This is a genomic window from Nocardioides gansuensis, assembly GCF_003076135.1.
Taxonomy (GTDB): Bacteria; Actinomycetota; Actinomycetes; order Propionibacteriales; family Nocardioidaceae; genus Nocardioides; species Nocardioides gansuensis.
Window position 1 is genome coordinate 190787 of record NZ_QDGZ01000003.1, and the last position, 26540, is coordinate 217326.

A 26540-nucleotide genomic window follows, 5' to 3' on the forward strand; every position below is an offset into this window, starting at 1 on the left:
CTGTTGACAGTCTTAAGTCTGCATCCTTAGGATGTACCCAAGATCACATAGAGAGAGGCTCCCCTCCATGAGTGCGACCCAGTTCCGGCCGAAGTACGTCTCGTTCGACTGCTACGGGACCTTGATCAGCTGGCCGATGACCCCGATCACCAAGGAGCTGGTCGGCGACCAGATTCCTGCGGAGCAGTGGGACCAGTTCGTGAGGGAGTTCCGTGGCTACCGCTACGACCAGGTGTGCGGTGAGTACTACGCCTACGAGCAGGTGCTGCAGGACGCGTTCGACCGGGTCTGCCGCAAGTGGAGGATCGAGTCGAACCCGACTGCGGGCAAGCGTCTGGCCGAAGGTGTGCGGAGCTGGGGTCCGCACCCGGATGTGGTGGAGCCGCTGAAGAAGATGGGCGAGCACTACAAGCTGGTGATCCTCTCCAACGCCGACGACTCGTTCCTCGCTGAGAGCGTCCCGCGCCTCGAAGCGGACTTCCACGCGGTCTTCACCGCCGAGCAGGCCGGCTTCTACAAGCCCCGCTACGGCGCCTTCGAGTACATGCTCGACCAGCTGGACGCCAAGCCGGAGGACTTCGTGCACGTGTCGTCGCACACCCGCTACGACCCCCTGCCGATGCACGACATGGGCTTCCGCAACCTGGTGCTGCTGGACCGTGGCTACGACCCGGTGCCGCCGGGCTACGACCTCACGGTGGTCAAGTCCCTGGACGAGCTCAACACGATGCTCGGCATCTGATCGAGCACGCGAGGCTGCGGGCCGGCAGCTCTCGTCGCCTGCCCGCGGCTTTGTGCCGCCAGGGGACGAGCGTCCCTGGCCGGCCTGAAGCCCATTCTCTCGACGGTGGCAGCGCATCGTGCCGTCCTCGAGCCAACAACCATGTCCCGGAGTCGGGATTTGATGCCCAAGGAGGCAAGTGCATGAGCCGGAAGAGCATGAACAAGTGGAAGATGTCCGCCGCGGCGGGCCTGGGGTCGCTGCTGATGGTCGCGACGAGTGCCTGCGGTGGCAGTGAGGCCGCCAAGAGCGACGAGGCGTCGGGTGCCAAGGGCAGCTTCGAGGAGATCGCCGCGGCGGTGGAGCCGGATGCTGACGCGGTCGAGCTCCTGCCCGCGGACATCAAGGAGGCCGGCGTCATCACGATGGCGGCGGACCTGCACTACCCCCCCACGTCGTTCCTGGCCCAGGACAACAAGACCCCGATCGGCTACAACGTCGACATCGCCACGCTGCTGGGCAAGAAGCTCGGGCTCGACGTCGAGGTCAAGAACGTGACCTGGGACAACGTCATCCCGGGAATCGCCTCTGGTCGCTACGACTTCACCGCCACGAACATGACCCCCACGCCGGAGCGGCTGGAGGTCCTGGACATGATCACCTACTGGGCGGCTGGATCGTCCCTGATCGTCCAGAAGGGCAACCCGCTGGAGCTGAGCCTGGCCGACGAGTCCATCTGCGGCAAGAAGATCGCCGTGATGACCGGCAGCTCGCAGCAGCAGGACTACCTTCCCCTGATCTCCGAGGACTGTGAGGCCGCCGGACAGGAGCCGGTCGAGGGCGTCGTCCTGGGCAACGTCGAGGGCGCGCTGACCCAGATGGTGGCCAAGCGGGTGGACGGCGTCTTCTCCGACACCTCGCAGCTGGCCTGGGCGGCCAAGCAGCAGCCGCAGGCCTTCGAGCTGCTCTCGCCGCAGTACCAGAAGGAGGAGGGTGACGACATCGTGGCCCTGGGACTCCAGAAGGACTCGCCGCTCACGCCGGCCCTGCACGCGGCGATGCAGTCCCTGATGGACTCGCCGGCGTACCAGGCGACCCTGGACCGTTGGGGTCTGGGCGCGGGCGCGATCACCAAGTCGGAATCCCTGGGGTGACCCATGACTACCACCAGTGAGTCGGTCCGCAAGGACCGCGACAAACAGGACCTGCCGGAGCTGGACGCCACGGTCAAGCCTCGAGTGCACCGGCGCGGAGCGCTGGAGTACTTCGCGTGGCTCTGCTGTGCGCTGGTGGCGCTCGGGGTGGTCCGCACCGTCTTCACGAACGAGAACTACCAGTGGGACGTGGTGGCGCAGTACGTCACTGCGGAGACGGTGCTGCGTGGCCTGGTCATGACCGTGGTGCTCACGGTCCTCTGTATGACCTTCGGTGCGCTGCTCGGCCTTCTCCTGGCCGTCCTGCGCGTCTCGCCGCTCAGGCCGGTCCGGATCCTCGCCGGTGCGTACATCACGTTCTTCCGAGGCACGCCGGTGCTCGTGCAGCTCATCTTCTGGTTCAACATCGCCGCCCTCTACCCGCATCTCGCGATCGGGATCCCCTTCACCGATGTCTCCCAGGACATCGACGTCAACCGGTTGATCAGTGCGACGACCGCGGCGGTGGTGGGCCTGTCCCTCAACCAGGCCGCCTACCAGGCAGAGATCTTCCGCGGTGGTTTCGCGTCGGTCGACAAGGGGCAGATCGAGGCGGCGGACTCGCTGGGCATGAGCCGGGGGACGAAGCTGCGCCGGATCATCGTGCCGCAGTCGATGCCCACGATCGTCCCGGCAACGGGCAACCAGTTCATCGGGATGTTCAAGGAGACGTCGCTGGTCAGTGTGCTGGGCGTCGGGGAGCTGCTGATGAGCGTGCAGCTGATCTACGCGCGGACCTACCAGACCATCCCGCTCCTGATCGTGGCCTGTGTGTGGTACCTGGTCATGACCCTGCTGCTGAGCTACCCGCAGTCCCTGATCGAGAAGAAGTTCTCACGTACGAGGGCAAGGGTCAGCAACGGGCCGGCTGCCGTGCCCACCCAGACCGAGATGATGGGTGAAGCCAAATGAGCCAGATGAATGGTGAAGGAACCGTGCACGCACGGGGTCTGCGCAAGAGCTTCGGCGAGAGGGTGGTGCTCGACAGCATCGATCTGGACGTCGCGTCCGGCGAGATCGTGTGCATCATCGGTCCGAGCGGCTCCGGCAAGTCCACCTTGCTGCGCTGCGTCGACGGGCTGGAGGAGATCGACCGCGGAGTGCTCCGCGTCAACGGTCAGGACCTCGGTTTCCGAGAGACCCCGAGGGCATACCAGGCCTTGAAGCGCAAGGAGGTCGCCGCGCAGCGGACCCGCATCGGCATGGTGTTCCAGTCGTTCAACCTGTTCCCCAACATGACGGCGCAGGAGAACGTGATGTCGGGGCCGGTCCTGGTCAAGGGCGCGCCGAAGGCGGAGTCGAGGCGACGCGCGGACGAGCTCCTGACCAGTGTGGGGCTCCAGGGGCACGGCGACCACTACCCGTGGCAGCTCTCCGGAGGGCAGCAGCAGCGCGTGGCCATCGCCCGGTCCCTGGCGATGGACCCGAGCGTGATGCTCTTCGACGAGCCCACCAGCGCCCTCGATCCTGAGCGGGTCGGCGAGGTGCTGGCCGTCATGAAGGACCTGGCCCACCGGGGCATGACGATGCTGATCGCCACCCACGAGATGGGCTTCGCCCGCGAAGTCGCCGACACGGTGATCTTCATGGACGGTGGCCTCGTGGTCGAGAAGGGCTCGCCCGCCGATGTGTTGGGCAATCCTCAGGAGCCGCGGACGTGCAAGTTCCTGGAGACGGTGCTCTGAGTCGCCGGCTCTGACCCCAGTGCGCCGGATGCCCGGCGCACTGGGGTAGCGCAGCGCCGACCCAGGCCCGTGTAAACTGTTGACAATCTCTATCATTCACTCGACCGATTCGGGAGACCACCGCTCATGAAGTTCACGTCCTACTGGCTCGACACCGCACCGGCCACCCCCGATCGCTCGCGCACGGAGATCAGCCGCGAGGTCGACGTCGCCGTCGTGGGTGCGGGGCTCACGGGCACCTCGGCCGCCCTCCACCTTGCCCGCAAGGGTGCTCGGGTGGCTGTGCTGGAGAAGGAGACCGTGGGGTGGGGTGCCTCCGGTCGCAACGGAGGCATGGCCACGCCCGGGCTCTCTCTCGGGCTGCGCGACGCGATCGCGCGCTACGGCTTCCCCACCGCGCGGGACCTCTACAACAGCTACTACGACGCGATCGACAGCATCGAGAAGCTCGTCGCCGACGAGGGCATCGACTGCGACTTCGCCCGGAACGGGAAGCTGAACCTGGCGGCCAAGCCGGCCCACTACGAGGGCATGAAGCGCACCTACGAGGTCCTGACCGAGCGCATGGGCGTCGACACCACGCTCGTACCCCCCAGCGAGCTCGGCGAGGAGATCGGCTCGCCTCGCTACCACGGTGGCATCCTCGACCCCCTCGGTGCCGGGCTGCACGTGGGCAAGTTCGTCAAGGGACTGGGCGAGAGTGCGGTTCGGGCGGGTGCCGAGATCCACGAGAAGGCCGGCGTGGAGTCGGTCCACCGCCTGGGAGGCACGCGTCACGAGCTCGTCACGTCGCGAGGCCGGATCCGCGCCGACAAGGTCCTGGTCGCCACCAGCGGCTACACCACGCGGCCCTTCCGTTGGCAGCAGGTCCGCATCGCACCCGTCGGTAGCTTCATCATCGTGACCGAGCCCCTCGGCAAGGAGGTCTGCGACCAGCTGTTGCCGAACCGGCGGATGTGCTCGGACTCCAAGAACCTCCTGTACTACTTCCGCATCACGCCGGACCACCGCCTGCTCTTCGGCGGTCGGGCCCGATTCGCGATGGCCGGTCCCCGATCCGACCAGAAGAGCGGCCGCATCCTGCGGGAGGCCATGGTCTCGGTCTTCCCGCAGCTCGCGAATGCCGGCGTCGACTACTGCTGGGGCGGACTGGTGGACATGAGCATGGACCGCCTCGTCCACGCCGGTGAGCAGGACGGCCTGTTCTACTCGGTCGGCTACTCCGGTCACGGGGTCCAGATGGCCACCTACATGGGCAAGCAGATGGCCGACTACATGGATGGCGTGCTCGAGGCCAATCCCTGGCGCGACATCCCCTTCAAGCGGATCCCCGGCCACTTCGGTCCGCCGTGGTTCCTGCCCTTCGCCGGCGGGTACTACAAGTTCCAGGACGTGATCAAGTAGTCCTGGGTGATCACACCCTTCGACGGTGGTGTCCAGCTCTGCTGGGCACCACCGTTGTTGTATGATGTCAACTGTTAGTTTTTCATGGTGGCACAAGAAGCCACGAGCGAAGAGGCGGCTTCGAGCCGCGACTGGATTACAGGGGGAGCACGTGGCAGCGAAGAGCAGCGCACCGACAGGAATTCCACGCGCCACGTTCGCGTCGATGGTGGGGGAGCGGATCAGGTCCAACATCATCGAGGGTGTGCTGCCCCCGGGGTCCCAGCTCCACGAGGTGGAGCTGGCTGCGAGCTTCGGCGTCAGCCGCGGCCCGGTCCGAGAGGCGCTGCAGCGTCTGATCCAGGAGGGCCTGCTCCGCAGCGAACCGCACCGCGGGGTCTTCGTTCCCGTCATGAGCGCCGCGGATATCGACGACATCTACCTCGCGCGTCAGGCGCTGGAGACCGCAGCCGTCCAGAGGATCACGGCCAGGTCGCGGACCGCCTCGGCGTACAAGGCCATGGACAAGATCGTCAGGGCCATGGAGGCGGCTGAGAAGGCGGACGACTGGAAGACCGTGGCCAACCGGGATCTGGAGTTCCATTCCGCGCTCGTTGCAGCGGCGGAGAGCCCGCGCCTGGAGCGCATGTTCTCCACAGTGATCTCCGAGACCCGCCTGTGCCTCACCGTGCTGACCTCGTCGTACGAGGCCCGGGACGATCTGGTCGAGGAGCATCGCCAGATCTGCGAGCTGCTCCGGAATGACGACACTGCGGGCGCTGTGGCCTTGCTGAAGAAGCACTTCGACGACGCCGTCGTGACGTTGAAGCGTCGCCTGGAGACCGAGGACGAGCAGGTCGGCTGAGCGCAGTCGGTTGAGCGCAAGAGAGCCCGGCCACCCCGAGGGGTGGCCGGGCTCTTTCGCAGGACCGGCGGGTGCGGCTCGTCGGAACTGAGCGGGTCAGTCCGCGGCGAGCAGGTCCAGCACCGCGGCGGTGACCTGCTCGGTCGAGGCGGTGCCGCCCACGTCGGCGGTGCGGGTGGCGGGATCGCGCAGGGAGGCCTCGATGGCGTCCATCAGCCGGGCGGCGGGCTCGCCGGCGTCGAGGTGCTCGAGCATGAGCACGACCGACCACAGCATGCCGACGGGGTTCGCCAGTCCCTTACCAGCGATGTCGGGGGCCGACCCGTGGACCGGCTCGAACATCGACGGGTTCTCACCCGTGGGGTCGAGGTTGGCCGAGGGAGCGATGCCGATGCTGCCGGTCACGGCGGCCGCGAGATCGCTGAGGATGTCCCCGAACAGGTTGCTGGCCACGATCACGTCGAACGACTCCGGGCGAAGCACCAGCTTCGCTGCCAGCGCGTCGACGTGCTCCTCGACCAGTTCCACTTCTGGCCGGAGGTCGGCGCGCTCACGCACCACCTCGTCCCAGAACGGCATGCTGTGCACGAGACCGTTGGACTTGGTCGCCGACGTGACGCGCCGGTCACGTCCGGACGCGAGCTCCAGGGCGTAGTCCGCGATGCGGCTGATGCCGCGCCGGGTGAACACCGCCTCCTGGATGGCGGTCTCGCCGGGCCCTCCTCGGCCGAATCGCCCGCCGACCTCGCTGTACTCGCCCTCGTTGTTTTCCCGCACGATGACGAGGTCGATCGGCCGGTTGTCCGCATCCGCGAGGGGACTGGTGACCCCTGCGAACGAGCGGACCGGACGCAGGTTGACGTACTGGCTGAACGCTCGGCGGATCGGGATGAGCAGGCCCCACAGGGAGACGTGGTCGGGTACGCCCGCCCACCCGACGGCGCCGAGCAGGACTGCGTCGTACTGGCGCAGCGTTTCCAGGCCGTCGGGAGGCATGAGGGCGCCGGTGTCGAGGTAGCGCTGGCAGGACCAGTCGAACTCGTCGATCCGGATGCCCAGGTCGTGACGGGCGTCGAGGGCGGCGAGCACGGCGCGGGCCGACGTCGCCACCTCGACACCGATGCCGTCACCCGGGATGAGTGCGATGCGGCGCGTCTTCGTGGTGTTCTCCATGACGCCGGCTCAGGCCGTCGTGGCGATGGCGACGTACTTGGTCTCGAGGAACTCCTCGATCCCCACCCGGCCGCCCTCGCGGCCCAGGCCCGAGTGCTTCACGCCGCCGAACGGCGCCGCGGGGTTGGAGACGACGCCCTGGTTGAGGCCGATCATCCCGGTCTCGAGTCGCTCGCAGACCCGGAATGCGCGGTCGAGGTCGCGGGTGAAGACGTAGCAGGCCAGGCCGAACTCGGTGTCGTTGGCCGCAGTGATCGCCTCTTCCTCGGTCTCGAACGTCACGATGGGGGCGACGGGGCCGAAGATCTCCTCGTGCCGCATCCGGGCGTCCTTCGCCACGTTGGTCAGCACGGTGGGCGGGTAGAAGTAGCCCTCGCGGTCGAGAGCCTTGCCGCCGACGACGACCTCGGCGCCCCGGCTCACTGCGTCGTCGACGAGGGAGGAGACCTTGTCACGGGCGTCGGCGTCGATCAGGGGGCCGACGACGACCCCGTCCTCGACCCCGCGGCCGATCGGCAGTGCCGCCATGCGCTCACCGAATCGGCGGGCGAACTCGTCAGCCACCGAGGAGTGCACGTAGAACCGGTTGGCCGCCGTGCAGGCCTCACCGATGTTGCGCATCTTGGCCTGCATCGCACCGTCGACGGCCACGTCGAGGTCGGCGTCCTCGAAGACGAGGAACGGTGCGTTGCCGCCGAGCTCCATCGAGGTCCGCATCACCTGGTCGGCACACTGCTCGAGCAGCTTGCGCCCCACCGCCGTGGAGCCGGTGAACGAGAGCTTCCGGGCCCGTCCGTCGCGGATCATCGGCTCCATCACGGGCGCCGGGTCCGCGGTCGTCACCACGTTGAGCACGCCGTCCGGGAGCCCGGCCTCCTGCAGGATCCCCGCGAGCGCCAGGATCGACAGCGGAGTCTGCTCGGCGGGCTTGACCACCATCGTGCAGCCGGCCGCGACGGCGGGCCCGATCTTGCGGGTGCCCATCGCCATCGGGAAGTTCCACGGCGTGATGAGGAGGCACGGGCCCACCGGCTCGCGCATCACCAGCAGGCGTCCCTGGCCGTTCGGGTTGACCGCGAAGCCGCCGTCGATCCGCACCGCCTCCTCGGAGAACCAGCGGAAGAACTCCGCGGCGTAGACGATCTCGCCCCTGGCCTCGGCCAGCGGCTTGCCCATCTCCAGCGTCATCAGGAGCGCGAGGTCCTCCTTGCGCTCGAGGAGCAGGTCGTACGCCCGACGCAGGATGTCGCTGCGCTCCCGAGGCGGCACCGCGCCCCAGGCGCCCTGCGCCTTGGCCGCGGCCTCGAGGGCCTGCATGCCGTCGGCGGGGGAGGCGTCGGCGACCTGGGCGAGGACGCGTCCGTTGGAGGGGTCCTCGACCGAGAAGGTCGCCCCGGACTCGGCCGGCCGCCAGGTGCCGCCGATGAACAGTCCGCTCGGCACCGAGCTGACGACCTTCTCTTCCCGTGCGAATTCATCAGACATGTGTGGCCTCCGGGGCGTCGACGGTAGTATGGTTGTGTCTGTTGTTGACAGTCTACCAAGGAGCGTTCGTGATGGCCAACCTTTCTCCCCTGCTCAAGCAGGCAACTCCCGTGGTCGTGGCCCGCGGGGAGGGCGTCTACCTGTATGACCAGGACGATCGGCGCTACCTCGACTTCACTGCGGGCATCGGCGTCACCAGCACGGGCCACTGCCACCCGCGTGTCGTCGCCGCCGCCCAGGAGCAGGTGGCCACCCTGATCCACGGCCAGTACACGACGGTGATGCACCGACCGCTGCTGACGCTGACGGAGCGCCTCGGCGAGGTGCTGCCCGAGCGGCTGGACTCGGTCTTCTTCAGCAACTCCGGCAGCGAGGCGGTCGAGGCGGCGCTCCGCCTCGCCCGGCATGCCACGGCCCGGCCCAACATCGTCGTGTTCCACGGCTCCTTCCACGGACGCACCATCGGCGCGGCCTCGATGACGACCTCGGGCACCAAGTTCCGCGCCGGCTTCTCCCCGATCATGGGCGGCGTCGCCGTGTCGCCGTTCCCCACGGCGTACCGCTACGGCTGGGACGAGCAGACCGCCACCGAGTTCGCCCTGCGTGAGCTGGACTACCTCCTCGCCACGGTGACCGCGCCGGCCGAGACTGCCGCGTTCCTGGTCGAGCCCGTGCTCGGTGAGGGTGGCTACGTCCCCGCCAACACCGCATTCATGGAGGGTCTCCGGGAGCGCGCCGACCGTCACGGGATCCTGCTCGTGGTGGACGAGGTGCAGACCGGCTGGGGACGCACCGGCCGCTTCTGGGGGCACGACCACTTCGGGGTGCAGCCCGACATCCTGATCACCGCCAAGGGCCTTGCCAGCGGCTTCCCGCTCTCCGCCATCGCGGCCCCGGCCGACCTGATGGCCAAGGCCTGGCCGGGCTCGCAGGGCGGCACCTACGGTGGCAACGCGGTGGCCTGCGCGGCAGCCATCGCGACGCTCGACGTCATCCGTGACGAAGGGCTGGTCGACAACGCTCGCGTGGTGGGCGCGGCCCTTTCCGCTGGACTCGAGAAGGTGGCCGCCAACACGGCGGGCATCGGTGACGTCCGCGGGCTGGGCCTGATGCTCGGCAACGAGTTCATCACGGCCGACGGGCAGCCCGACCCCACCACGGCTCAGCGCGCCCAGCAGAAGGCGGCCGAGCTCGGCCTGCTGCTGCTGACGTGCGGACCGTTCGGCAACGTTGTACGGATGATCCCGGCACTCGTGGTCACCAAGGAGCAGGTCGAGGACGCGCTCGCGATCTGGGCCGCCGCGGTGGACTTCGCCACGTCGGCGTGAGCTCGGCTGGCCCGGCGGCTAGGCCGCCGGGCCAGGCCGGAGCCAGGCCGCGGATCGGAAGCGCAGCGCCACCGCGACCTGCCGGGCCAGCAGCCAGCCGGTCAGTGCCCACCACAGCGCGACGACGCCTGCCTCGGTGACGAGCACGGCACCGGCCAGCGGCAGGAACACCACGAGCGCGACCAGCATCGTCCAGGCGAGGTAGCGCGTGTCCCCGGCGCCGATGAGGATCCCGTCGAGGACGTAGAGCAGGGCGCCGATCGGCTGGCTGGCCGCGAGCACCACAGCCAGCGACCAGACGAGGTCGCGGACCGCGGCGTCTGTGGTGAAGATCGGCACGTACGCCGGCCTCAGGACCAGCAGCAGCGCGGCCATCGCGAGCCCGCTACCGAGGCCCCAGATGAGCGCACGACGACCCGCGGCCCTCGCCGTCGCCGACTCCCCGGCGCCGAGGGCCTGGCCGACCATCGCCTGACTGGCGATGGCGAACGCCTCCGGCGGCATCGTCAGCAGATACCACAGGGTGAAGGCGATCTGGTGGCCTGCCAGAGCCACGTCACCCTGGGCGGCAGCGACGAAGGTCATGGTCAGCAGGGAGATCCGCAGGAGCAGGGTGCGCGCGAGCAGCGGCGCGTTCGCGCTCGCCGCCGCCTTGATGCCCGGACGGTCCGGTCGCAGCGATGCGGCGTTCCGGCGGGCGCCTCGGACCACGACGGCGCACAGCCAGGCGGCCGCCGCGGCCTGGGCGATCACGGTGCCGATCGCTGAGCCGGCGATGCCGAGCCCCAGAGGGTAGACGAGCACGAGGTTGAGCGGGACGTTGGCGATCGCGGCGAGTCCGGTCGCGAGCAGCGGCGTACGCGTGTCCTTCAGGCCGCGTAGGGCGCCGGTGGCGGCCAGGACGACGAGCATGGCGGGCAGGCCGAGCAGGCTGATCCGGAGGTAGGTGACGGCGTGCGGCGCCGCGGTCGCAGACGCGCCCAGCAGGTCGACCAGGATCGGGGCCAGGGGGATCCCGAGGGCCGCCAGCCCGAGACCGATCGAGACGCCGAGCCAGATCCCGTCGATCCCGAGCGTGTACGCGCGACGCAGGTCGCCGGCCCCGGCGCGACGGGCCACGGCAGCCGTCGTCCCGTGCGCGAGGAAGATGCACAGGAAGACGGCGTTGAGCAGCACCGCCGAGGCGATGCCGAGGCCGGCGAGCTGGGGGGTGCCGAGGTGGCCGATGATCGCGCTGTCGGCGAGGAGGAAGGCCGGCTCGGCCAGCAGTGCCCCGAGCGCCGGGATCGCCAGCCCCACCAGCTCGCGGTCGGTCTCGCGCATCCGTCGCGACGACCTGCCACCGGGAGGGGAGGATGGTCGCCGCACGGCGGGGGTCAGGCCGGCCGGGGAGATCTGTGGATGGCGATGATCTTCGGCTCCGTCATGGCGTCCACCGCGAACGGCACACCTTCCCGACCGACTCCCGAACGCTTGCTGCCCCCGAAGGGCATCGCGTCTATGCGGAAGTCGCCGGTGTCGTTGATCATCACGGCGCCGACGCGCAGTCGTTGTGCGACGTCCAGGGCGGCGTCGAGGTCGCGGGTGAAGACGCCCGCCTGCAGCCCGTACTCCAGGCCGTTCACCTCGGTCACCACGGCGTCGACGGAGTCGAACGGCTCGATGGAGACGACCGGCCCGAAGACCTCCTCGGTGAGCACCCGGGCACCGGCCGGGACCGAGACGAGCACGGTGGGCCAGTAGTAGGTGCCTTCGCGCTTGGCGCCCGTGAGGACCGCGGCGCCGCCCTCGACGGCCTCGTCGACCCAGCTCTCGACGCGTGCGGCCGAGGTCTCGTCGATCAGCGGGCCGACGTCCGTGCGATCGTCGGCCTTGCTGCCGACGACCAGCTCGGTCGTGAGGCGGACGACGCGCTCGACCAGCTCGTCGACCAGCTCGCGCGCGACGAACACGCGCTGCACCGAGAGGCAGTTCTGGCCGGCGTTTCCGAAGGCGCCGTCGACGACCGCCTGCGCCGCACGGCGTACGTCGGCATCGGGCAGGACCACGACGGTGCCGTTGCCGCCCAGCTCCATCACGGTCTTCTTGGCGCCCGCGGTGGCGGCGATGGCATTGCCCGTGGTGTAGCCGCCGGTGAACGAGACGAGGTCGACCCGCGGGTGGCCGACGAGGGCCGCCCCGACGGTGGCGCCACGACCCGGGAGCACGGCGACGCGGTCCGCCGGAACGCCGGCGTCGAGCAGGAGCTCGGTGAAGGCGAGCGCGACCAGCGGGGTCTGCTCGGCGGGCTTGAGGACGACCCCGTTGCCGCCGATCAGGGCTGGCGCCACCTTGTGGGCGACCAGGTTGAGCGGGTCGTTGAACGGGGTGATCGCCGCGACCACACCGACCGGCTCGCGGGTGTACCAGCCGAGGCGGTTCTCGCCGCGGGGTGTGTCACCGAAGGGGAGTGTCTGCCCCTCGAGCCGGTCGGCCTGCTCGGCGGAGAGGCGCACGGTCTCGACGGCCCGCTGCACCTCGCGGAGGGCGTCGCGGATGGGCTTGCAACCCTCGCGGGAGAGCAGCTCGGCGAAGGCGGCCTCCCGCTCCACGAGCAGCGAAGCAGCCCTGTGCAGGGCCTCGCGGCGCTGCCAGATCGGCCACGCAGGACCGGCCAGCACAGCCTGCGCCACGGCGCGCACCGCCTCGTCGACATCGGCCGCCGTGCAGTCCCCGACCCGGCCGACCAGCTGGCCGTCCTCGGGGTCCAGCACCTCGAGGGTGGTGTCCGGGTGGTGCCAACGGCCGGCCCAGAAGGCGCCGCCGGCGGGGGTCCAGGTGGAGGGCTGGCTGCTCATGTACAAACTGTGACCTGTCATCTGCTTATCGTCAACTGCAATCTGTTGACAATAGTCACCGGGCGGTGGTGTGCTTGTGACCTGGAACACACCCGCTGTCGCCGAGGGGGCGCAGCCGGATTTGCGAGGAGCTCTCGATGGGTCGAGTTCGTTGGGCGGTTGGGCTTACAGCGGTGACTCTGGTCACCGCCGGATGCGGCATGGGCGGTGGCGACGACGGTGGCGATGGGGGTGCCGGTCAAGGGGCCAGTGGCGGGCACGTGGTCTACGCCGAGCAGTTCGCGCCGGCGTCGGCGTGGGCGATGGAGACCAATGATGCGCATTCGCTGACCCGGGCGGGGTGTCTGGAGACGCTGGTGAAGTACACGGCCGAGGGTGAGCTGGAGCCGATGCTCGCCACCGAGTGGACCCAGGTGGAGCCCACGACGTGGGAGTTCACGCTGCGTGAGGGGGTGACCTTCCAGGACGGTACGCCGATGGATGCCGAGGCGGTGGCCGGTGCGTTGAGCCACGTGCTGGAGGTGGAGACCCCGGCGCGGGCGTTCAACGCCGACGTGATCGCTGGCGTGGAGGCCGCCGACGAGGCGACGGTGCGGATCAGCACGCCGAAGCCGGACCCGCTGGTGCCTCTGCGGGTGGCCAACGCCAACGCGGGGATCCTGGCTCCGAAGGCCTACGAGGGCAGGCAGATCGACATCGTGGGGACCTGCACGGGGCCGTTCACGGTGACCGAGGAGGTGCCGCAGCAGTCGCTGAGCCTGGAGGCGAACGCCGACTACTGGGGTGGCGAGGTCACGCTCGACTCGGCGGAGGTGCGGTTCGTCATCGACGGTGCCACCCGGGCCACCCAGTTGCAGAGCGGTGAGGTGCACATCGCCAAGAGCCTGCCGGTGGCCAACCTGGCCAACCTGGAGGGTGACGACAACCTGGAGATCGCCCAGCTGGAGCTGGCCCGGACCACGGTGATGCTGCTCAACAACTCCCGCCCGCCGTTCGACGACCCGCTGGTGCGGCAGGCGATCCAGCAGGCGGTGGACACCCAGGCGATCGTCGACGGCGTCTACGAGGGCGCCGCTGCGGCGGCGGTGGGTCCGTTCGGGCCGGACACCGACTGGGCCCCCGAGGGCGCGGAGGCCGTCGCCCCGGACCTGGACGAGGCGCGGGCGCTGCTGGACGAGGCCGGGGTGGCCCCCGAGGACCTGTCGATCCAGCTGCTCGCCTACAACGACCGGCCGGAGTTCGGGGACGTCGCGGCGGTGATCCAGAGCCAGCTGGGCGAGCTCGGCGTCGACGTCAAGATCAAGGGCGGTGACTACGCCGCGATGGAGCCGGACATGCTCTCCGGCGACTTCGACGCGGCGCTGCTCTCCCGCGGTTACCTGGTCGACGTGGCCGACCCGGGCGGATACCTGCTCTCGGACTGGACCTGCGAGGGCGGCTACAACATCGCCCACTACTGCGACCCCGAGACCGACCAGCAGATCCAGGACGCGGCGGCCATCGAGGACACAGCAGAGCGCAACGCCGCCTACCAGGAGCTTGCCGCGAAGCTGCAGGAGGAGGCGGCCAGCGTCTTCCTCCTCCACGAGAACGCCGTGTGGGGCTTGCAGGGCGACGTCGAGGGGTTCCAGCCCCACCCGCTCGACTACTACGTCCTCACCGCCGACCTCGCGGTCAGCTGACCGCGCACGACCAAGGAGAGAGATCACATGAAGTTCACTCCGTACTGGCTCGACACCTCGACCCCAGGACCGGACCGGTCCACCACCGAGCTGGGCGGCCACGTGGACGTGGCCGTGGTCGGGGCGGGACTGACGGGACTGTCAGCCGCGCTGCACCTGGCCCGGAAAGGCGCCAATGTGCACGTCCTGGAGCGCGACACCGTGGCGTTCGGTGCCTCGGGGCGCAACGGCGGGATGGCGACGACCGGCCTGTCGATCGGGTTCCGGGACGCCATCGCGCGCTACGGGTTCCCGACGGCCAGCGCGCTCTTCCTCTCCTACAACGACGCGATCGACAGCATCGAGAAGCTCGTGGGCGAGGAGGGGATCGACTGTGACTTCGCCCGGACCGGCAAGATGACCCTGGCAGCCAAGTCCGGCCACTACGACGGGCTTCGCAAGACCCACGAGGTGCTGGCCGAACGGCTGGGCTACGAGACGCAGATGGTCCCCAAGGACGAGATGCGCTCGGAGATCGCCAGCGAGCACTACCACGGCGCGATGGTCGACCCCAAGGGTGCGGGACTGCACGTCGGCAAGTTCACCCGGGGCCTGGGTGAGGCCGCGGCCCGGCAGGGCGCGGTGGTCCACGAGAAGGCGCCGGTCGAGCAGGTCCGGCGGCTGGGCGGCACCAAGCACGAGCTCGTGACTCCGCGGGGCACCCTCCGCGCCGACCAGGTCCTGATCGCCACCAGCGGCTACACCAGCCGGCCATTCCGCTGGCAGCAGGTGCGGATCGCTCCGGTCGGCAGCTTCATCATCGTGACCGAGCCGCTGGGCAAGGAGGTCTGCGACCAGCTGATTCCGAACCGCCGGATGGCCTCGGACACCAAGAACCTCCTCTACTACTTCCGGATCACCCCCGACCACCGGCTGCTGTTCGGCGGCCGTGCCCGGTTCGCGATGTCCAACCCGCAGTCGGACGAGAAGAGCGGCCGGATCCTCCAGAAGGCGATGGTCTCGGTCTTCCCGCAGCTCGCAGCAGCCCGGGTCGACTACTGCTGGGGCGGCCTGGTCGACATGAGCATGGACCGCATGGTCCACGCCGGCCAGCACGACGGCCTCTACTACTCCCTCGGCTACTCCGGGCACGGCGTGCAGATGGCGACGTACATGGGCAAGCAGATGGCCGAGTACATGAACGGAGCGGAGGACGCCAACCCCTGGCGCGACCTCACCTTCAAGCGGATCCCCGGCCACTTCGGACCGCCGTGGTTCCTGCCCTTCGCCGGTGCCTTCTACAAGGCCCTCGACGTCGTCAAGTAGGGGCGTGCCCTGTGACTGACCGACCTGACCCACCAAGGAGGCATCGATGCTGACGTTCCTGATCCGCAGGGGGATGACCCTGGTGGTGACGTTGCTTGTCGTCTCGGTGCTCGCCTTCCTGATCCCGTACGCGGGGGAGGGCGACCCGGCGCGGAAGATCCTCCGGGCCCGGGTGAACGACCCGGCGCTGGACCCCGCGCAGGTGGAGGCGCTGACCAAGGAGCTCGGCCTGGACCGGCCGCTGTATGTGCAGTACGTCGACTGGTTGCGCGAGGTGCTCACCGGGGGCTTCGGCTTCTCGTTCACCAGCCGGACACCCGTCCAGGAGCTGGTCGTCCCCGCCCTGGGGGTCTCGGTGTCCCTGGCCCTGGCGGCGCTGCTGCTGGCCCTGGTCTTCGCGCTCCCGCTGGGCATCTGGGCCGCGACCGCGCGCGGGGGCAAGGTCGACAACGCGGTCACGTTCATGTCGCAGAGCGCGGTCTCAGCGCCCGAGTACTGGGTCGGTCCGGTGATGGTCCTGATCTTCGCCCGCTACCTCGGCTGGCTCCCGTCGGGCGGATGGACCGGTCCGGCGTACATCGTGCTGCCGGCGACGGCGCTGGCGCTGCGGCCGCTGGGGTACTTCACCCAGGTCACCCGGGCCGCGATGTCGGACGTGTTGAGCGCGCCGTACATCACCGCCGCACGCAGCCGGGGGCTGAGCTTTCCGCGGACCCTGGTCCGGCACGGGCTGCGCAACAGCATGCTGCCGGTGATGACCCTGTTCTCGTTCTGGTTCGCCGGCCTGCTGGGCGGGTCGGTGGTGGTCGAGGTGATCTTCAACATCCCGGGCATGGGCCGGCTGCTCTACACCTCGGTGATCAACAACGACGTCCCCGTCATCCAGGGAGGCATGATGCTGATCCTGACCCTCGCAGTGGTGATCAACACCGTGACCGACCTGCTCTACGGCGTCCTCAACCCGGCGATCAGGGTGAGCAGCCATGCCTGACACCATGTCGACCCGGCCGGTGCCGCGACCCAACCAGCGTCCGTCGGAGCTGAGGTCCGCGACGCCGCATCGTCCCAACGTCCTCTCCTTGCTGGTGCGGGGCGCCCAGGGCCGGCACTGGACCTTCGCCGTCGGTGTCGTGCTGCTTGCGCTGGTGCTGCTGGTCCTGGTGCTCACGCCGTGGATCTCGCCGCACGACCCGGCCACGCAGGATCTCGGCAACCGGCTCGCGGGCCCCTCGGCGGACCACTGGTTCGGGACCGACCACCTCGGACGCGACGTGCTCTCCCGGCTGATGTGGGGCGGACGGTTCTCCGTGACCATCGCCGCGATCACCCTGGTGATCTGCGCCGTGACCGGCTCCATCATCGGTGCGCTCGCGGCCCGCCGCGGCGGGTGGCTCGACGAGCTCGTGATGCGTAGCGTCGACGTCCTGATCTGCTTCCCCGACGTCGTCATTGCGCTGTTCCTCATTGCCCTCTTCGGCACCGGCTACGGCACGCTGATCGCCGCGCTGACCATCACCGGCTGGACGCCGTTCGCCCGGCTGATGCGTGGGCTGGCGCTCGAAATCAACTCCAAGGACTACGTCGAGGCCGCCGAGATCCTGGGCTCCCCGAAGTCCTACATCGTCTTCCGGCACGTGATCCCCAACGCCTCGAGGCCGGTGGTCGCGATGGGATTCCTCCGCTTCGGGCACAAGCTGATCACCGTCGGTGCGCTGTCCTACCTCGGCCTGGGCGTGCAGCCACCCGACTCCGACTGGGGCGCGATGCTGCTCGACGCGCAGCCCTACATGGAAAGAGCGCCCAGCCTCGGCGTCCTGCCCGGTGCCGCGATCTTCGTCACCGCCCTCAGCGTGACCATGATCGGCCAGGGCCTCGACATCAAGAAGCGCCGCAAGCGCGCCAAGGAGCCGACCGCCATCCCCGTGCCCCCGCCCAGCACCGCTCTCGTAGAGGGAGAAGCCCTGTGAACGCCGAAACGGCATCCGCCGTCACCATCCCGCGCGCCACCTTCGCCTCGATCGTGACCGAGCGGTTGCGAGCGAGCATCGTCAACGGGTCGCTGAAGCCCGGCTCGCAGCTGAGCGAGGTGGAGCTGGCGACCAGCTTCGGCGTCAGTCGTGGTCCGGTCCGGGAGGCGCTCCAGCGGCTGGTGCAAGAGGGACTGCTGCACAGCGAGCCGCACCGAGGCGTGTTCGTGCCGGTGCTCACCGACGAGGACGTGCTCGACGTCTACGTCGCCCGTGAGGCATTGGAGTCCGCAGCCATCCGGTCCATCATCTCGAGTGGCACGACCGCCGTCGCGTCCGAGTCGCTGGACCGCCTCGTCACCCTGATGGAGAAGGCCGAGTCGGCGGGTGACTGGGAGACCGTCGGGAACGTCGACCTGGAGTTCCACGTGGCCCTCGTCGATGCCAGCGGCAGCCCACGGCTCAAGCGGATGTTCGGCACGGTCATCTCCGAGACCCGCCTCTGCCTCGGCGTCCTGACTGCGGACGACGCGCGTGACGACCTCGTGGAGGAGCACCGGCTCATCTCCGATGCGATGAAGGCGGGCGAGACCGAGCAGGCGCTGGCCGTCCTCAAGAAGCACTTCGACGACGCGGTGGTCACGCTGATGAGGCGACAGGCATCCGTCGACGCGGCGCCCGGGAAGGGCGTTGAGGAGCTGTCATGACCAAGCTGCTGAAGCAGGCGCGTCCGCGAGTAGCGGCGCACAGCGACGAGCCCTTGCTGGACATCCGCGGGCTGCGGGTGGACTTTCCGGATGTGCCGGGGGCGCCCGCGATCGACGGCATGGACCTGAGGATCAACCGGGGCGAGATCGTGGCGCTGGTCGGCGAGTCCGGGTCGGGCAAGAGCCTGACGGCACTGACCGTGATGGGCCTCCTGCCGCCGGGCGCGGAGGTGGTCGGCGGGGAGGCTCGCCTCCAGGGTGAGGACGTCTTGTCGATGGGGTCCGGACGTCGCAACGAGATCCGTGGCGACAAGGTGGCGATGCTCTTCCAGCAGCCGAAGGTGATGCTCGATCCCACCGCGCGGGTGGGCAGCCAGGTGGCGGAGTCGCTGCGGCGGCACCGCAAGGTCGGTCGGCGTCAGGCCAGGGCGCGGGTGGTGGAGATGCTGCGCGACGTGGGGATCCCCGAACCGGCCCGGCGGGCTTCGTCGTTCGCCTACCAGCTGTCGGGAGGGATGGCGCAGCGGGTGATGATCGCGGCCGCACTGAGCGCGGACCCGGAGCTGTTGATCGCGGACGAGCCGACCACGGCGCTGGATGTCACCGTGCAGGCCCAGATCCTGGACCTCCTGAAGCAGAAGCGGGACGAGCTGGGGCTCTCGATCCTGCTGATCACCCACGACCTGGGCATCGTCTCGACGATGGCGGACCGGGTGGCGGTGATGTACGCCGGCCGGATCGTGGAGAACGGGACGACCAAGGACATCTTCGATGACCCGCAGCACCCCTACACCCAGGCGCTGCTCAAGGCCTCGTTGCTCGAGGCGGAGCGGGGTCAGCTGTTCTCGATCCCGGGCAGCGTGGTCCAGGCCCGGTCGCTGGAGCATGGGTGCCGGTTCCTCCCGCGCTGTCCGGTGGCCGCCCAGCTCGGCATCACGGACATGTGCCGTGGCGAGGAGCCGACCCTGCACACGTGCGGGGAGCACGAGCACCACAGTCGATGCTACGCATCCCGAGAGCACGCGGAGGCAGGATGACCACCAGCGTCCCCCTCGACCACCCCACGGTGACGGAGGCGGCCCAGCCGCTGCTCTCGCTCCAGGACCTGGTCAAGCACTACCCGGCGGGCAAGGGCAAGAAGGTCCACTCCGTCGACGGGGTGTCCCTGTCGGTCCGCCAGGGTGAGGTGCTCGGCCTGGTCGGGGAGTCCGGCTGCGGCAAGTCCACGCTGGCCCGGACCATCCTGCGGGCCGTGGACGCCACCAGCGGCCACATCGTCTTCGACGGCGAGGACATCACCAGTGCCAAGGGCAAGCGGCTCAAGGAGCTGCGCCGCTCGATGCAGTTCGTCTTCCAGGACCCCTACGGCGCCTTCGACCCGAAGATGAGCCTCGGGACCAGCCTCGAAGCCCCGCTGCGCCACCACGGCATGAAGGACCGCGCCCAGCGTCAGCAGCGGATGCTTGAGATGCTCGACCGCGTCGGCATCGAGGAGGCGATCCTCGAGCGCCGCCCGGCCGAGTGCTCCGGCGGCCAGCTGCAGCGGATGGTGATCGCCCGCGCCCTGCTGCTCGAGCCCAAGTTCCTGATCTGTGACGAGCCGACCTCGGCACTCGACGCCTCGATCCGGGCCCAGATCCTCAACCTGCTGGTCGAGCTGAAGGACCAGCTCGACCTGACCCTGGTGCTGATCTCCCACGACCTGCGCGTGGTGCGCTACCTGTGCGACCGGGTCGCGGTCATGTACCTGGGGAAGATCGTCGAGGTCGCCCCCCGCGACGAGCTCTTCACCAACCCCCGCCACCCCTATACCCGGGTCCTGCTCGCCGCGTCGCTGGCCGAGCAGGCCGGCGCCGAGGCCAACGCCATGGTCTCCCGGCTGCGCGGCGAGCCCCCCAGCCCGATCGACGTGCCGTCGGGCTGCCGGTTCCACCCCCGCTGCCCGATCGCCCAGGACATCTGCAGCACCGTCGTACCCGAGATCTCCCGGCCCGGTCAGGACCACACCGTGACCTGCCACTTCTGGGACCAGGTGCCCCACCCGTCCGCTCTTCTCGCCACCTCCACGAGGAACCCAGATGAGTGACGAACACACCCACGGGAACAGCCACGGCCACGGCCACGGGCACGGGCACGGGCACGGGCACAGCCACGGGCCGAGCGCCGCGGACGCCCTGACCGCCGGCGCCCGCTACCGCCGACCGCTGCTGATCGCGTTCCTGCTCACCACCGCATTCGTCGCGGTCGAGTTCGCCGCCGGCCTCATCTCCGGCTCGCTGGCCCTGCTCTCCGACGCCGGCCACATGCTTTCGGACGCCGGCGGGCTGGGCATGTCCCTGGCGGCGATCACCCTGGCAACCAGTGGAAGCAAGGCGGTGCACCGCACCTTCGGCTGGTACCGCCTGGAGATCCTGGCCTCCCTGGCCAACACCGCCCTGCTGTTCGCAGTCGCGGGCTATGTGGTGTACGAGGCGATCCAGCGGCTGCAGGACGCTCCCGAGGTGTCCACGACGCCGATGATCGTGGTGGCCGTCGTCGGCCTGCTCGTCAACCTGGTCTGCTTCCGGCTGCTCCAGGCCGGCGCGAAGGAGAGCCTCAACCTGCGCGGCGCCTACCTCGAGGTGGTCGCAGACGCCGTCGGATCGGTCGGGGTGCTCATCGGCGCCGCCATCATCGCGGCAACCTCGTGGTACTGGGTCGACTCGGTCATCGCCATCGGCATCGGCCTGTTCATCCTGCCCCGCGCCTACAGGCTCGGCCGCGACTCGCTCCGGATCCTCGTCGAGTCCGCACCCGCGCACGTCGACGTCGACCACCTGACGCGTGACCTGGAGAAGCTCGACGGCGTCGTGGAGGTCCACGACCTGCACGTGTGGACCATCACCTCGGGCATGGACGCCGTGAGCGTCCACCTCCAGGTCCGACCGCACTCGGACACCCACGCCGTGCTCGACCAGGCCCGGGACCTGCTGCGTGACCACCACCACATCACGCACGCCACCGTGCAGGTCGAGCCCACCGAACACACAGGCTGCAAGGAAGTGCTCTGGTGACCCATTCCGACCCCACGACCTCCACCGAGACCGCTGAGCAGGTGAGGCCACCCCGAGCCCGGATCGAGCGTGACTTCCTCGGGGAGAAGGCGGTTCCCGCAGGTGCGTACTGGGGCGTGCACACGGCGCGTGCCCTCGAGAACTTCACGGCCAGCGGTACACCGGTCTCGGTCCACCCCACCCTGGTGGCGGGCCTGGGCTCGGTCAAGCTGGCCGCCGTCCGCGCGAACCATGAGCTGGGGCTGATCGATTCCCGCCGGGCGAACGTGATCGAGCGTGCATGCCAGGACGTCAGGGAGGGGCTGCTCGACGACCAGTTCGTGGTCGACGTCCTCCAGGGCGGGGCCGGCACGTCGACGAACATGAACGCGAACGAGGTCATCGCGAACCGCGCGCTCGAGCTGCTCGGCCTGCCCGCGGGGAGCTACGACGAGGTGCACCCCCTCGACCACGTGAACCGCAGCCAGAGCACCAACGACGTCTATCCCACGGCACTGAGGCTGGGCCTGCTCGCCGCGCTCGACGGCTTGTCCGAATCCGTGCACATGCTCGCCGAGGCCTGCGAGGCCAAGTCCCGTCAGTTCTGGTCGGTGCCCAAGGTCGGGCGCACCCAGCTCCAGGACGCGGTCCCGATGACCGTCGGCCAGGAGTTCGCCGCGTGGGCAGCCACGCTCGTCGAGGAGCAGGCACGCATCCTGGACTCACGCGCACTGCTGCGCGAGATCAACCTCGGGGCCACGGCCATCGGCACAGGAATCACCGCGGTGCCGGAGTATCGCGAGTCCGTGTGCCGCCACCTCGGGGAGATCACCGGCCTGCCGCTGGTCGGCGCGACCAACCTGGTCGAGGCCACGTCCGACACCGGGGTGTTCGTGCAGCTCTCCGGGGTGCTCAAGCGCACCGCTGTGAAGGTGTCGAAGATCTGCAACGACCTCCGGCTGCTCTCCTCCGGCCCGCAGGCGGGCTTCGGTGAGCTGCGCCTGCCGGCCAGGCAGGCCGGTTCCAGCATCATGCCGGGCAAGGTCAATCCGGTGATCCCGGAGATGGTGAACCAGGTGGCGTTCAGCGTCATCGGGAACGACGTCACCGTGACCATGGCCGCGGAGGCCGGGCAGCTACAGCTCAACGCCTTCGAGCCGGTGATCGCACACAACCTGCTCCAGGGCATCAGCTGGATGACGACGTCGTTCCGGACGCTGGGTGACCTGTGCATCTCCGGGATCGAGGTCAACCTCGAGCACCTGCAGGCCTCGACCGCGCGGAGCGTCGGCATCGTCACCGCACTCACTCCCCATCTCGGATATGCCGCGGCGGCGGACATCGCCAAGGCCGCGCTGGCCGGCGAGGGGATGGTCCGGGACCTGGTGTTGGCAACCGGCCTGGTCGGCGCCGAACAGCTCGATGGCCTGCTCCACCCGGAGCGACTGGCCGGGCTCCCGGTCACCGCACCCCCAGCGGCCGGTGACTGACGACGCCAGGGTCGTCGGGCCGCCGAAAGCCATGAGCAGGATCGTGGTCGTCGGCGCCTCGCTCGCCGGGCATCGGGCAGCACTTGCCCTCCGAGGGCTCGGGTACGACGGCGAGCTGGTCGTGGTCGGAGGCGAGCAGCACCGCCCCTACGACCGCTTCCCGCTCTCCAAGGCGTACCTGACCCGGCTGGTCGACCGTGCCGGCCTCGCTCTCGAGGACACGCCGGCCGATGTGGTCTGGCGTCTCGGGGAGCACGCCACGCGGCTGGATCTCGCCGGGCGTCGCGTCATCCTGGGTGACCGGACGGTGCTTCGGTTCGACGGCCTGGTCGTCGCGTCCGGCGCTCGGCCACGTGACGTCGACCTCGTCGAGGGTGTGCAGGGTGCCTTCGTGATGCGTACCCTCGAGGACGCCGAGGCGTTCCGGTCCAGCCTCGAGTCGCGGGCACGACGCGTGGTCGTCGTCGGGGGTGGGCTGATCGGCGCCGAGGTCGCGGCGCACGCAGTCGCCCAAGGTCACCACACGACCATGGTCGACCCCTCCGACCTTCCGACCGCCCGGGCCGTGGGCCGGCCGGTCGCCGAGCACCTGCGGCACCTCCACGAGGTCGCCGGAGTGCACCTGCGGCACCGAACGCGCATGCGGACCCTCGACGTGCGGGCCGGAGCGGTCGTCGGGGTGGTGCTCGAGGACGGCAGCCGACTGCCGGCCGACGTGGTGATGATGGCGACCGGCACGACGCCCAACGTCGAGTGGCTCCGCGGCAGCGGACTGCTCGTCTCCGGAGGGCTGCAGTGCGGACCCACGCTGCACGCGCGCGGCAGCGACCGCGTCGTCGGGGCGGGCGACGTCGTCCGTGCGCCCCAGGCGTTGCTCGGCGGGGAGTCGTCCCGGGTCGAGCACTGGGCGAGCACCCTCGCCCACGCGGACCTGGCCGGGGCGAACCTGCTCGCCGGGCCGGGGCAGGCGCAACCTCTCACTGCCCTGCCCACCTTCGGCACCACGATCCACGGGGCCCGTGTCCGCGCGGTGGGCTTCCCCCAGGTCGCGGACCGCAGCCGGGTGGTGTGGGGCGCTGTGGAGGCCGGGCAAGCGTTGGTCGCGCTGGCCCGGGGGAGCCAGGTCGTCGCCGTGGTCTCACTGGCCGCCCACGAGCACCTGCCCTGCCTGGTCGATCAGCTGTCCCCCGGGAGGCCGCTCGACGACGTGGTCGGCCCCTCCTGACCGAATCAGGCCCGATCCGCCTTCTGCCAGGCGGAGCGCGCGAGGAGTCGCAGACCGTTGAGTCCCACGACCATGGTGGAGCCCTCATGACCTGCGACGCCCAGCGGCAGCGGCAGGATCCACACGATGTCCCAGATGACCAGCACGGTGATGACGGTTGCGGCGAAGGCCAGGTTTGCCTTCACCACCCGGTGGGCACGCCAGGACAGCCCGATCACCTTGGGAAGCGTCCCGAGCTCGTCCCGGACGATCACTGCGTCGGCGGTCTCGAGCGCGAGGTCGGACCCGTGGCGCCCCATGGCCACGCCGAGCTCGGCAGCGGCCATCGCCGGGGCGTCGTTGACGCCGTCGCCGACGAAGAGGACGCGATGGCCCTGCTCCTGGAGCCGGCGCACCTCCGCCACCTTGCCGTCGGGCAGGAGTGCGGCGCGAACATCGCTGATGCCGACCTCGTCGGCCAGGCGGCGCGCGGCGCGCTCGTTGTCGCCCGTGAGCACGATGGGGCTGCGCCCGGTCATCGCGGTGAGCTTGGCAACCGCCTCACGGGCACCGGGGCGAAGCTGGTCGGCGAGCGCCAGCACCCCGACCGGAACATCGTCGACGATGACCACGACGGCCGTCCGGCCGGCGTCCTCGAGCCCGCGCACCAGGGTGCGGGCCTCGGCGAGGTGCTCGCTGAAGGCGGGGCGCACGTCGTCGAGGAGAGCGGGGGAGCCGACCCGGACCTGCGCGCTCTCGACGATCGCGGTGACCCCGCGGCCGGGCGTGGAGGTGAAGTCCTCGCTGTGCGGCATCGGCACATCCCGGTCATGCGCAGCAGCCACGAGCGCACGGGCGAGGGGGTGTTCACTCGGTCGTTCTGCGGCCGCGGCGAGTGAGAGCAGCCGGTCCGTGCTCATTCCCGCGGCCCGGACCGGCTCGATCTCGGAGACCCGGGGCGTGCCCTGGGTGAGCGTGCCTGTCTTGTCGAACGCGACCAGGTCGGTCTTGCCGAACTTCTCCAGCGCGACCGCAGACTTGATCAGGACGCCATGGCGTCCCGCGTTGGCGATCGTGGACAGGAGCGGGGGCATGGTGGCCAGCACCACGGCGCAGGGCGACGCGACGATCATGAACGTCATCGCGCGGAGCAGCGTGGGCTCGAAGGCCGCCCCAAGGGCGAGCGGGATGCCGAAGAGGGCGAGTGTGGAGACGACGACGCCGACCGAGTAGCGCTGCTCCACCTTCTCGATGAAGAGCTGGGTGCGAGCCTTGGTCTCGGAGGCCTCCTCGACCAGGCTGACGATCCGGGCGACCACGGAGTCCTCGGCCGCGCGGTTCACGCTGACCCGGAGCGCGCCGGTGCCGTTGAGCGTGCCGGCGAAGACCTCGTCGCCCACCGTCTTGGCGACGGGCAGCGGCTCACCGGTGATCGACGCCTGGTCGACCTCACTGAGGCCCTCGAGGACCTCCCCGTCGGCGCCGACCCGCTCGCCGGGCCGGACCAGGACGAGGTCCCCGACCACGAGGTCGGCGGTGTTCACGACTTCCTCCTCGCCGGACGCGGTCAGCCTGGTCGCTTGCTCCGGGGCCAGGTCGAGCAGCGCCCGCACCGAGTCCGCCGTACGACGGGTGACGAAGGCCTCGAGGGCGCCGGAGGTGGCGAAGATGACGATCAGGAGTGCACCGTCGAAGACCTGGCCGATGGACGCCGCGAGCAGCGCAGCAACGATCATGAGGATGTCGACGTCGAGGGTCTTCTCCTTCAGCGCCTGCAGTCCCGAGAGGGTCGGCTCCCAGCCGCCGGTCGCGTAGCAGGCCAGGTAGAGCGTCCACCAGACCGGTGCCGGAGCGTCGAGCAGCTGGCATGCACCACCCGCGAGGAAGAGGGTGGTGGCCAGGGCCGCCCACCGGACCTCCGACATCGACAGCACCGACCAGAGCCGTGACCGCCGGGTCCGGCTCGGGGAGAGGTCGGCAGAGGCGACGTCGCGACGTGGCGCCGACAAGGTGGAGGTCATGGCAATCCTTCGCAAGAGCAGCGGCTGGTGCGCGCAACGCTAAGACATGAAGATATGTTCATGCAAGCGAGGGAGGCGTGTATGCTGCCAGGCATGGGCCACGGAGCAGACGGACGCAAGCCCACCCCGTCGCGCCTCGATCTCGCCGCAGCGAAGTCGGTCGCCACGACGCTGCAGGCACTCGCCACGCCGAGCCGGCTGATGATCCTCGGCCGTCTTCGGGAGGGCTCCGCCACGGTGGGCGAGCTGGCCGACGCGGTGCAGATGGAGCAGTCGGCTGTCTCCCACCAGCTCCGGTTGTTGCGCAACCTGGGTCTCGTCGACGGTGTCCGGCAGGGCCGCAGCATCGTCTACTCGCTCTACGACAGCCACGTGGCGCAGCTCCTCGACGAGGCCGTCTACCACGCCGAGCATCTCCGGCTCGGAGCGACCGACCGCGAGTCCGCCACCGGCTGAGCCGAT

General features: G+C 69.6%; 23 protein-coding genes. 18 read left to right on the plus strand and 5 right to left on the minus strand.

Going from position 1 to position 26540, the window contains the following annotated elements; all coding sequences use genetic code 11:
* Positions 1-67: 67 nt before the first annotated feature.
* The 6 genes from DDE18_RS07895 (at position 68) to DDE18_RS07920 (ending at position 5847) form a co-directional block, all read left to right on the plus strand.
* Positions 68-742 (plus strand): haloacid dehalogenase type II, encoded by a 675-nt coding sequence (locus tag DDE18_RS07895; RefSeq protein ID WP_116571695.1) that lies wholly within the window; start codon positions 68-70, stop codon positions 740-742.
* Between the two features lie 182 nt (positions 743-924).
* Entirely contained in the window at positions 925-1875 is a 951-nt protein-coding gene (locus tag DDE18_RS07900) for an ABC transporter substrate-binding protein (RefSeq protein ID WP_211754467.1), read from the plus strand.
* Between the two features lie 3 nt (positions 1876-1878).
* Positions 1879-2826, plus strand: a complete 948-nt coding sequence (locus DDE18_RS07905; RefSeq protein WP_116571696.1) for an amino acid ABC transporter permease — start codon at positions 1879-1881, stop codon at positions 2824-2826.
* On the plus strand, positions 2823-3599 hold the full coding sequence (locus DDE18_RS07910) for an amino acid ABC transporter ATP-binding protein (RefSeq protein ID WP_425437550.1): 777 nt from the start codon (positions 2823-2825) through the stop codon (positions 3597-3599). The genes DDE18_RS07905 and DDE18_RS07910 overlap by 4 nt, the downstream gene beginning before the upstream one ends.
* A 126-nt stretch (positions 3600-3725) precedes the next feature.
* Entirely contained in the window at positions 3726-5003 is a 1278-nt protein-coding gene (locus tag DDE18_RS07915) for an NAD(P)/FAD-dependent oxidoreductase (protein ID WP_116571698.1), read from the plus strand.
* A gap of 151 nt (positions 5004-5154) precedes the next feature.
* Positions 5155-5847 (plus strand): GntR family transcriptional regulator, encoded by a 693-nt coding sequence (locus DDE18_RS07920; RefSeq protein ID WP_211754468.1) that lies wholly within the window; start codon positions 5155-5157, stop codon positions 5845-5847.
* A gap of 96 nt (positions 5848-5943) precedes the next feature.
* On the opposite strand, the gene DDE18_RS07925 is transcribed toward DDE18_RS07920, so the two are convergent.
* Together DDE18_RS07925 and DDE18_RS07930 are read right to left on the minus strand one after the other, a co-directional pair.
* A complete protein-coding gene (locus DDE18_RS07925; RefSeq protein WP_116571699.1) occupies positions 5944-7020 on the minus strand; it encodes a tartrate dehydrogenase in 1077 nt (358 codons plus the stop codon).
* A gap of 9 nt (positions 7021-7029) precedes the next feature.
* Positions 7030-8505 carry an NAD-dependent succinate-semialdehyde dehydrogenase gene (locus tag DDE18_RS07930; RefSeq protein ID WP_116571700.1) on the minus strand — a complete coding sequence of 492 codons (1476 nt, stop codon included), beginning with the start codon at positions 8503-8505 and terminating at the stop codon, positions 7030-7032.
* A 71-nt stretch (positions 8506-8576) separates the two neighbouring features.
* On the opposite strand from DDE18_RS07930, the gene DDE18_RS07935 reads away from it, so the two are divergent.
* On the plus strand, positions 8577-9833 hold the full coding sequence (locus DDE18_RS07935; RefSeq protein ID WP_116571701.1) for an aspartate aminotransferase family protein: 1257 nt from the start codon (positions 8577-8579) through the stop codon (positions 9831-9833).
* A gap of 18 nt (positions 9834-9851) precedes the next feature.
* Here DDE18_RS07935 and DDE18_RS07940 read toward each other — a convergent pair whose 3' ends face one another.
* Positions 9852-11156, minus strand: coding sequence for an MATE family efflux transporter (locus DDE18_RS07940; protein WP_116571702.1), 1305 nt, complete (start codon positions 11154-11156; stop codon positions 9852-9854).
* 53 nt (positions 11157-11209) lie between these two features.
* Positions 11210-12670: an aldehyde dehydrogenase family protein gene (locus DDE18_RS07945; RefSeq protein ID WP_116571703.1), complete on the minus strand. Its 1461-nt coding sequence runs from the start codon at positions 12668-12670 to the stop codon at positions 11210-11212.
* Between the two features lie 173 nt (positions 12671-12843).
* On the opposite strand from DDE18_RS07945, the gene DDE18_RS07950 reads away from it, so the two are divergent.
* Genes DDE18_RS07950 through DDE18_RS07995 form a run of 10 tightly spaced genes read left to right on the plus strand, consistent with a single transcriptional unit; the run spans position 12844 to position 24078 of the window.
* Positions 12844-14352, plus strand: a complete 1509-nt coding sequence (locus DDE18_RS07950) for an ABC transporter substrate-binding protein (protein WP_211754469.1) — start codon at positions 12844-12846, stop codon at positions 14350-14352.
* A gap of 27 nt (positions 14353-14379) precedes the next feature.
* A complete protein-coding gene (locus tag DDE18_RS07955; RefSeq protein WP_116571705.1) occupies positions 14380-15657 on the plus strand; it encodes an NAD(P)/FAD-dependent oxidoreductase in 1278 nt (425 codons plus the stop codon).
* Positions 15658-15703: 46 nt separating this feature from the next.
* The gene (locus DDE18_RS07960) at positions 15704-16648 is read left to right on the plus strand and encodes an ABC transporter permease (RefSeq protein WP_116571706.1); all 945 of its coding nucleotides are present in this window, start codon (positions 15704-15706) and stop codon (positions 16646-16648) included.
* Positions 16641-17624: an ABC transporter permease gene (locus DDE18_RS07965; RefSeq protein WP_245916511.1), complete on the plus strand. Its 984-nt coding sequence runs from the start codon at positions 16641-16643 to the stop codon at positions 17622-17624. Before DDE18_RS07960 ends, DDE18_RS07965 begins: the two co-directional genes overlap by 8 nt.
* Entirely contained in the window at positions 17621-18331 is a 711-nt protein-coding gene (locus tag DDE18_RS07970; protein WP_116571707.1) for a GntR family transcriptional regulator, read from the plus strand. The genes DDE18_RS07965 and DDE18_RS07970 overlap by 4 nt, the downstream gene beginning before the upstream one ends.
* A complete protein-coding gene (locus DDE18_RS07975; protein ID WP_116571708.1) occupies positions 18328-19368 on the plus strand; it encodes an ABC transporter ATP-binding protein in 1041 nt (346 codons plus the stop codon). The genes DDE18_RS07970 and DDE18_RS07975 overlap by 4 nt, the downstream gene beginning before the upstream one ends.
* The gene (locus tag DDE18_RS07980) at positions 19365-20417 is read left to right on the plus strand and encodes an ABC transporter ATP-binding protein (RefSeq protein WP_116571709.1); all 1053 of its coding nucleotides are present in this window, start codon (positions 19365-19367) and stop codon (positions 20415-20417) included. Before DDE18_RS07975 ends, DDE18_RS07980 begins: the two co-directional genes overlap by 4 nt.
* Complete coding sequence (locus DDE18_RS07985; RefSeq protein WP_116571710.1) at positions 20410-21384, plus strand: cation diffusion facilitator family transporter; 975 nt, start codon at positions 20410-20412, stop codon at positions 21382-21384. Before DDE18_RS07980 ends, DDE18_RS07985 begins: the two co-directional genes overlap by 8 nt.
* Positions 21381-22853, plus strand: a complete 1473-nt coding sequence (locus DDE18_RS07990) for an aspartate ammonia-lyase (protein WP_170313272.1) — start codon at positions 21381-21383, stop codon at positions 22851-22853. The genes DDE18_RS07985 and DDE18_RS07990 overlap by 4 nt, the downstream gene beginning before the upstream one ends.
* Positions 22854-22884: 31 nt before the next feature.
* Positions 22885-24078 carry an NAD(P)/FAD-dependent oxidoreductase gene (locus tag DDE18_RS07995; RefSeq protein ID WP_165821083.1) on the plus strand — a complete coding sequence of 398 codons (1194 nt, stop codon included), beginning with the start codon at positions 22885-22887 and terminating at the stop codon, positions 24076-24078.
* 5 nt (positions 24079-24083) lie between these two features.
* Here the strand turns inward: DDE18_RS07995 and DDE18_RS08000 are convergent, their stop codons facing one another.
* Positions 24084-26078, minus strand: coding sequence for a heavy metal translocating P-type ATPase (locus DDE18_RS08000; RefSeq protein WP_116571712.1), 1995 nt, complete (start codon positions 26076-26078; stop codon positions 24084-24086).
* 93 nt (positions 26079-26171) lie between these two features.
* Between DDE18_RS08000 and DDE18_RS08005 the strand changes: the two genes are divergently transcribed.
* Positions 26172-26534, plus strand: coding sequence for an ArsR/SmtB family transcription factor (locus DDE18_RS08005; RefSeq protein WP_116572003.1), 363 nt, complete (start codon positions 26172-26174; stop codon positions 26532-26534).
* Positions 26535-26540 lie beyond the last annotated feature (6 nt).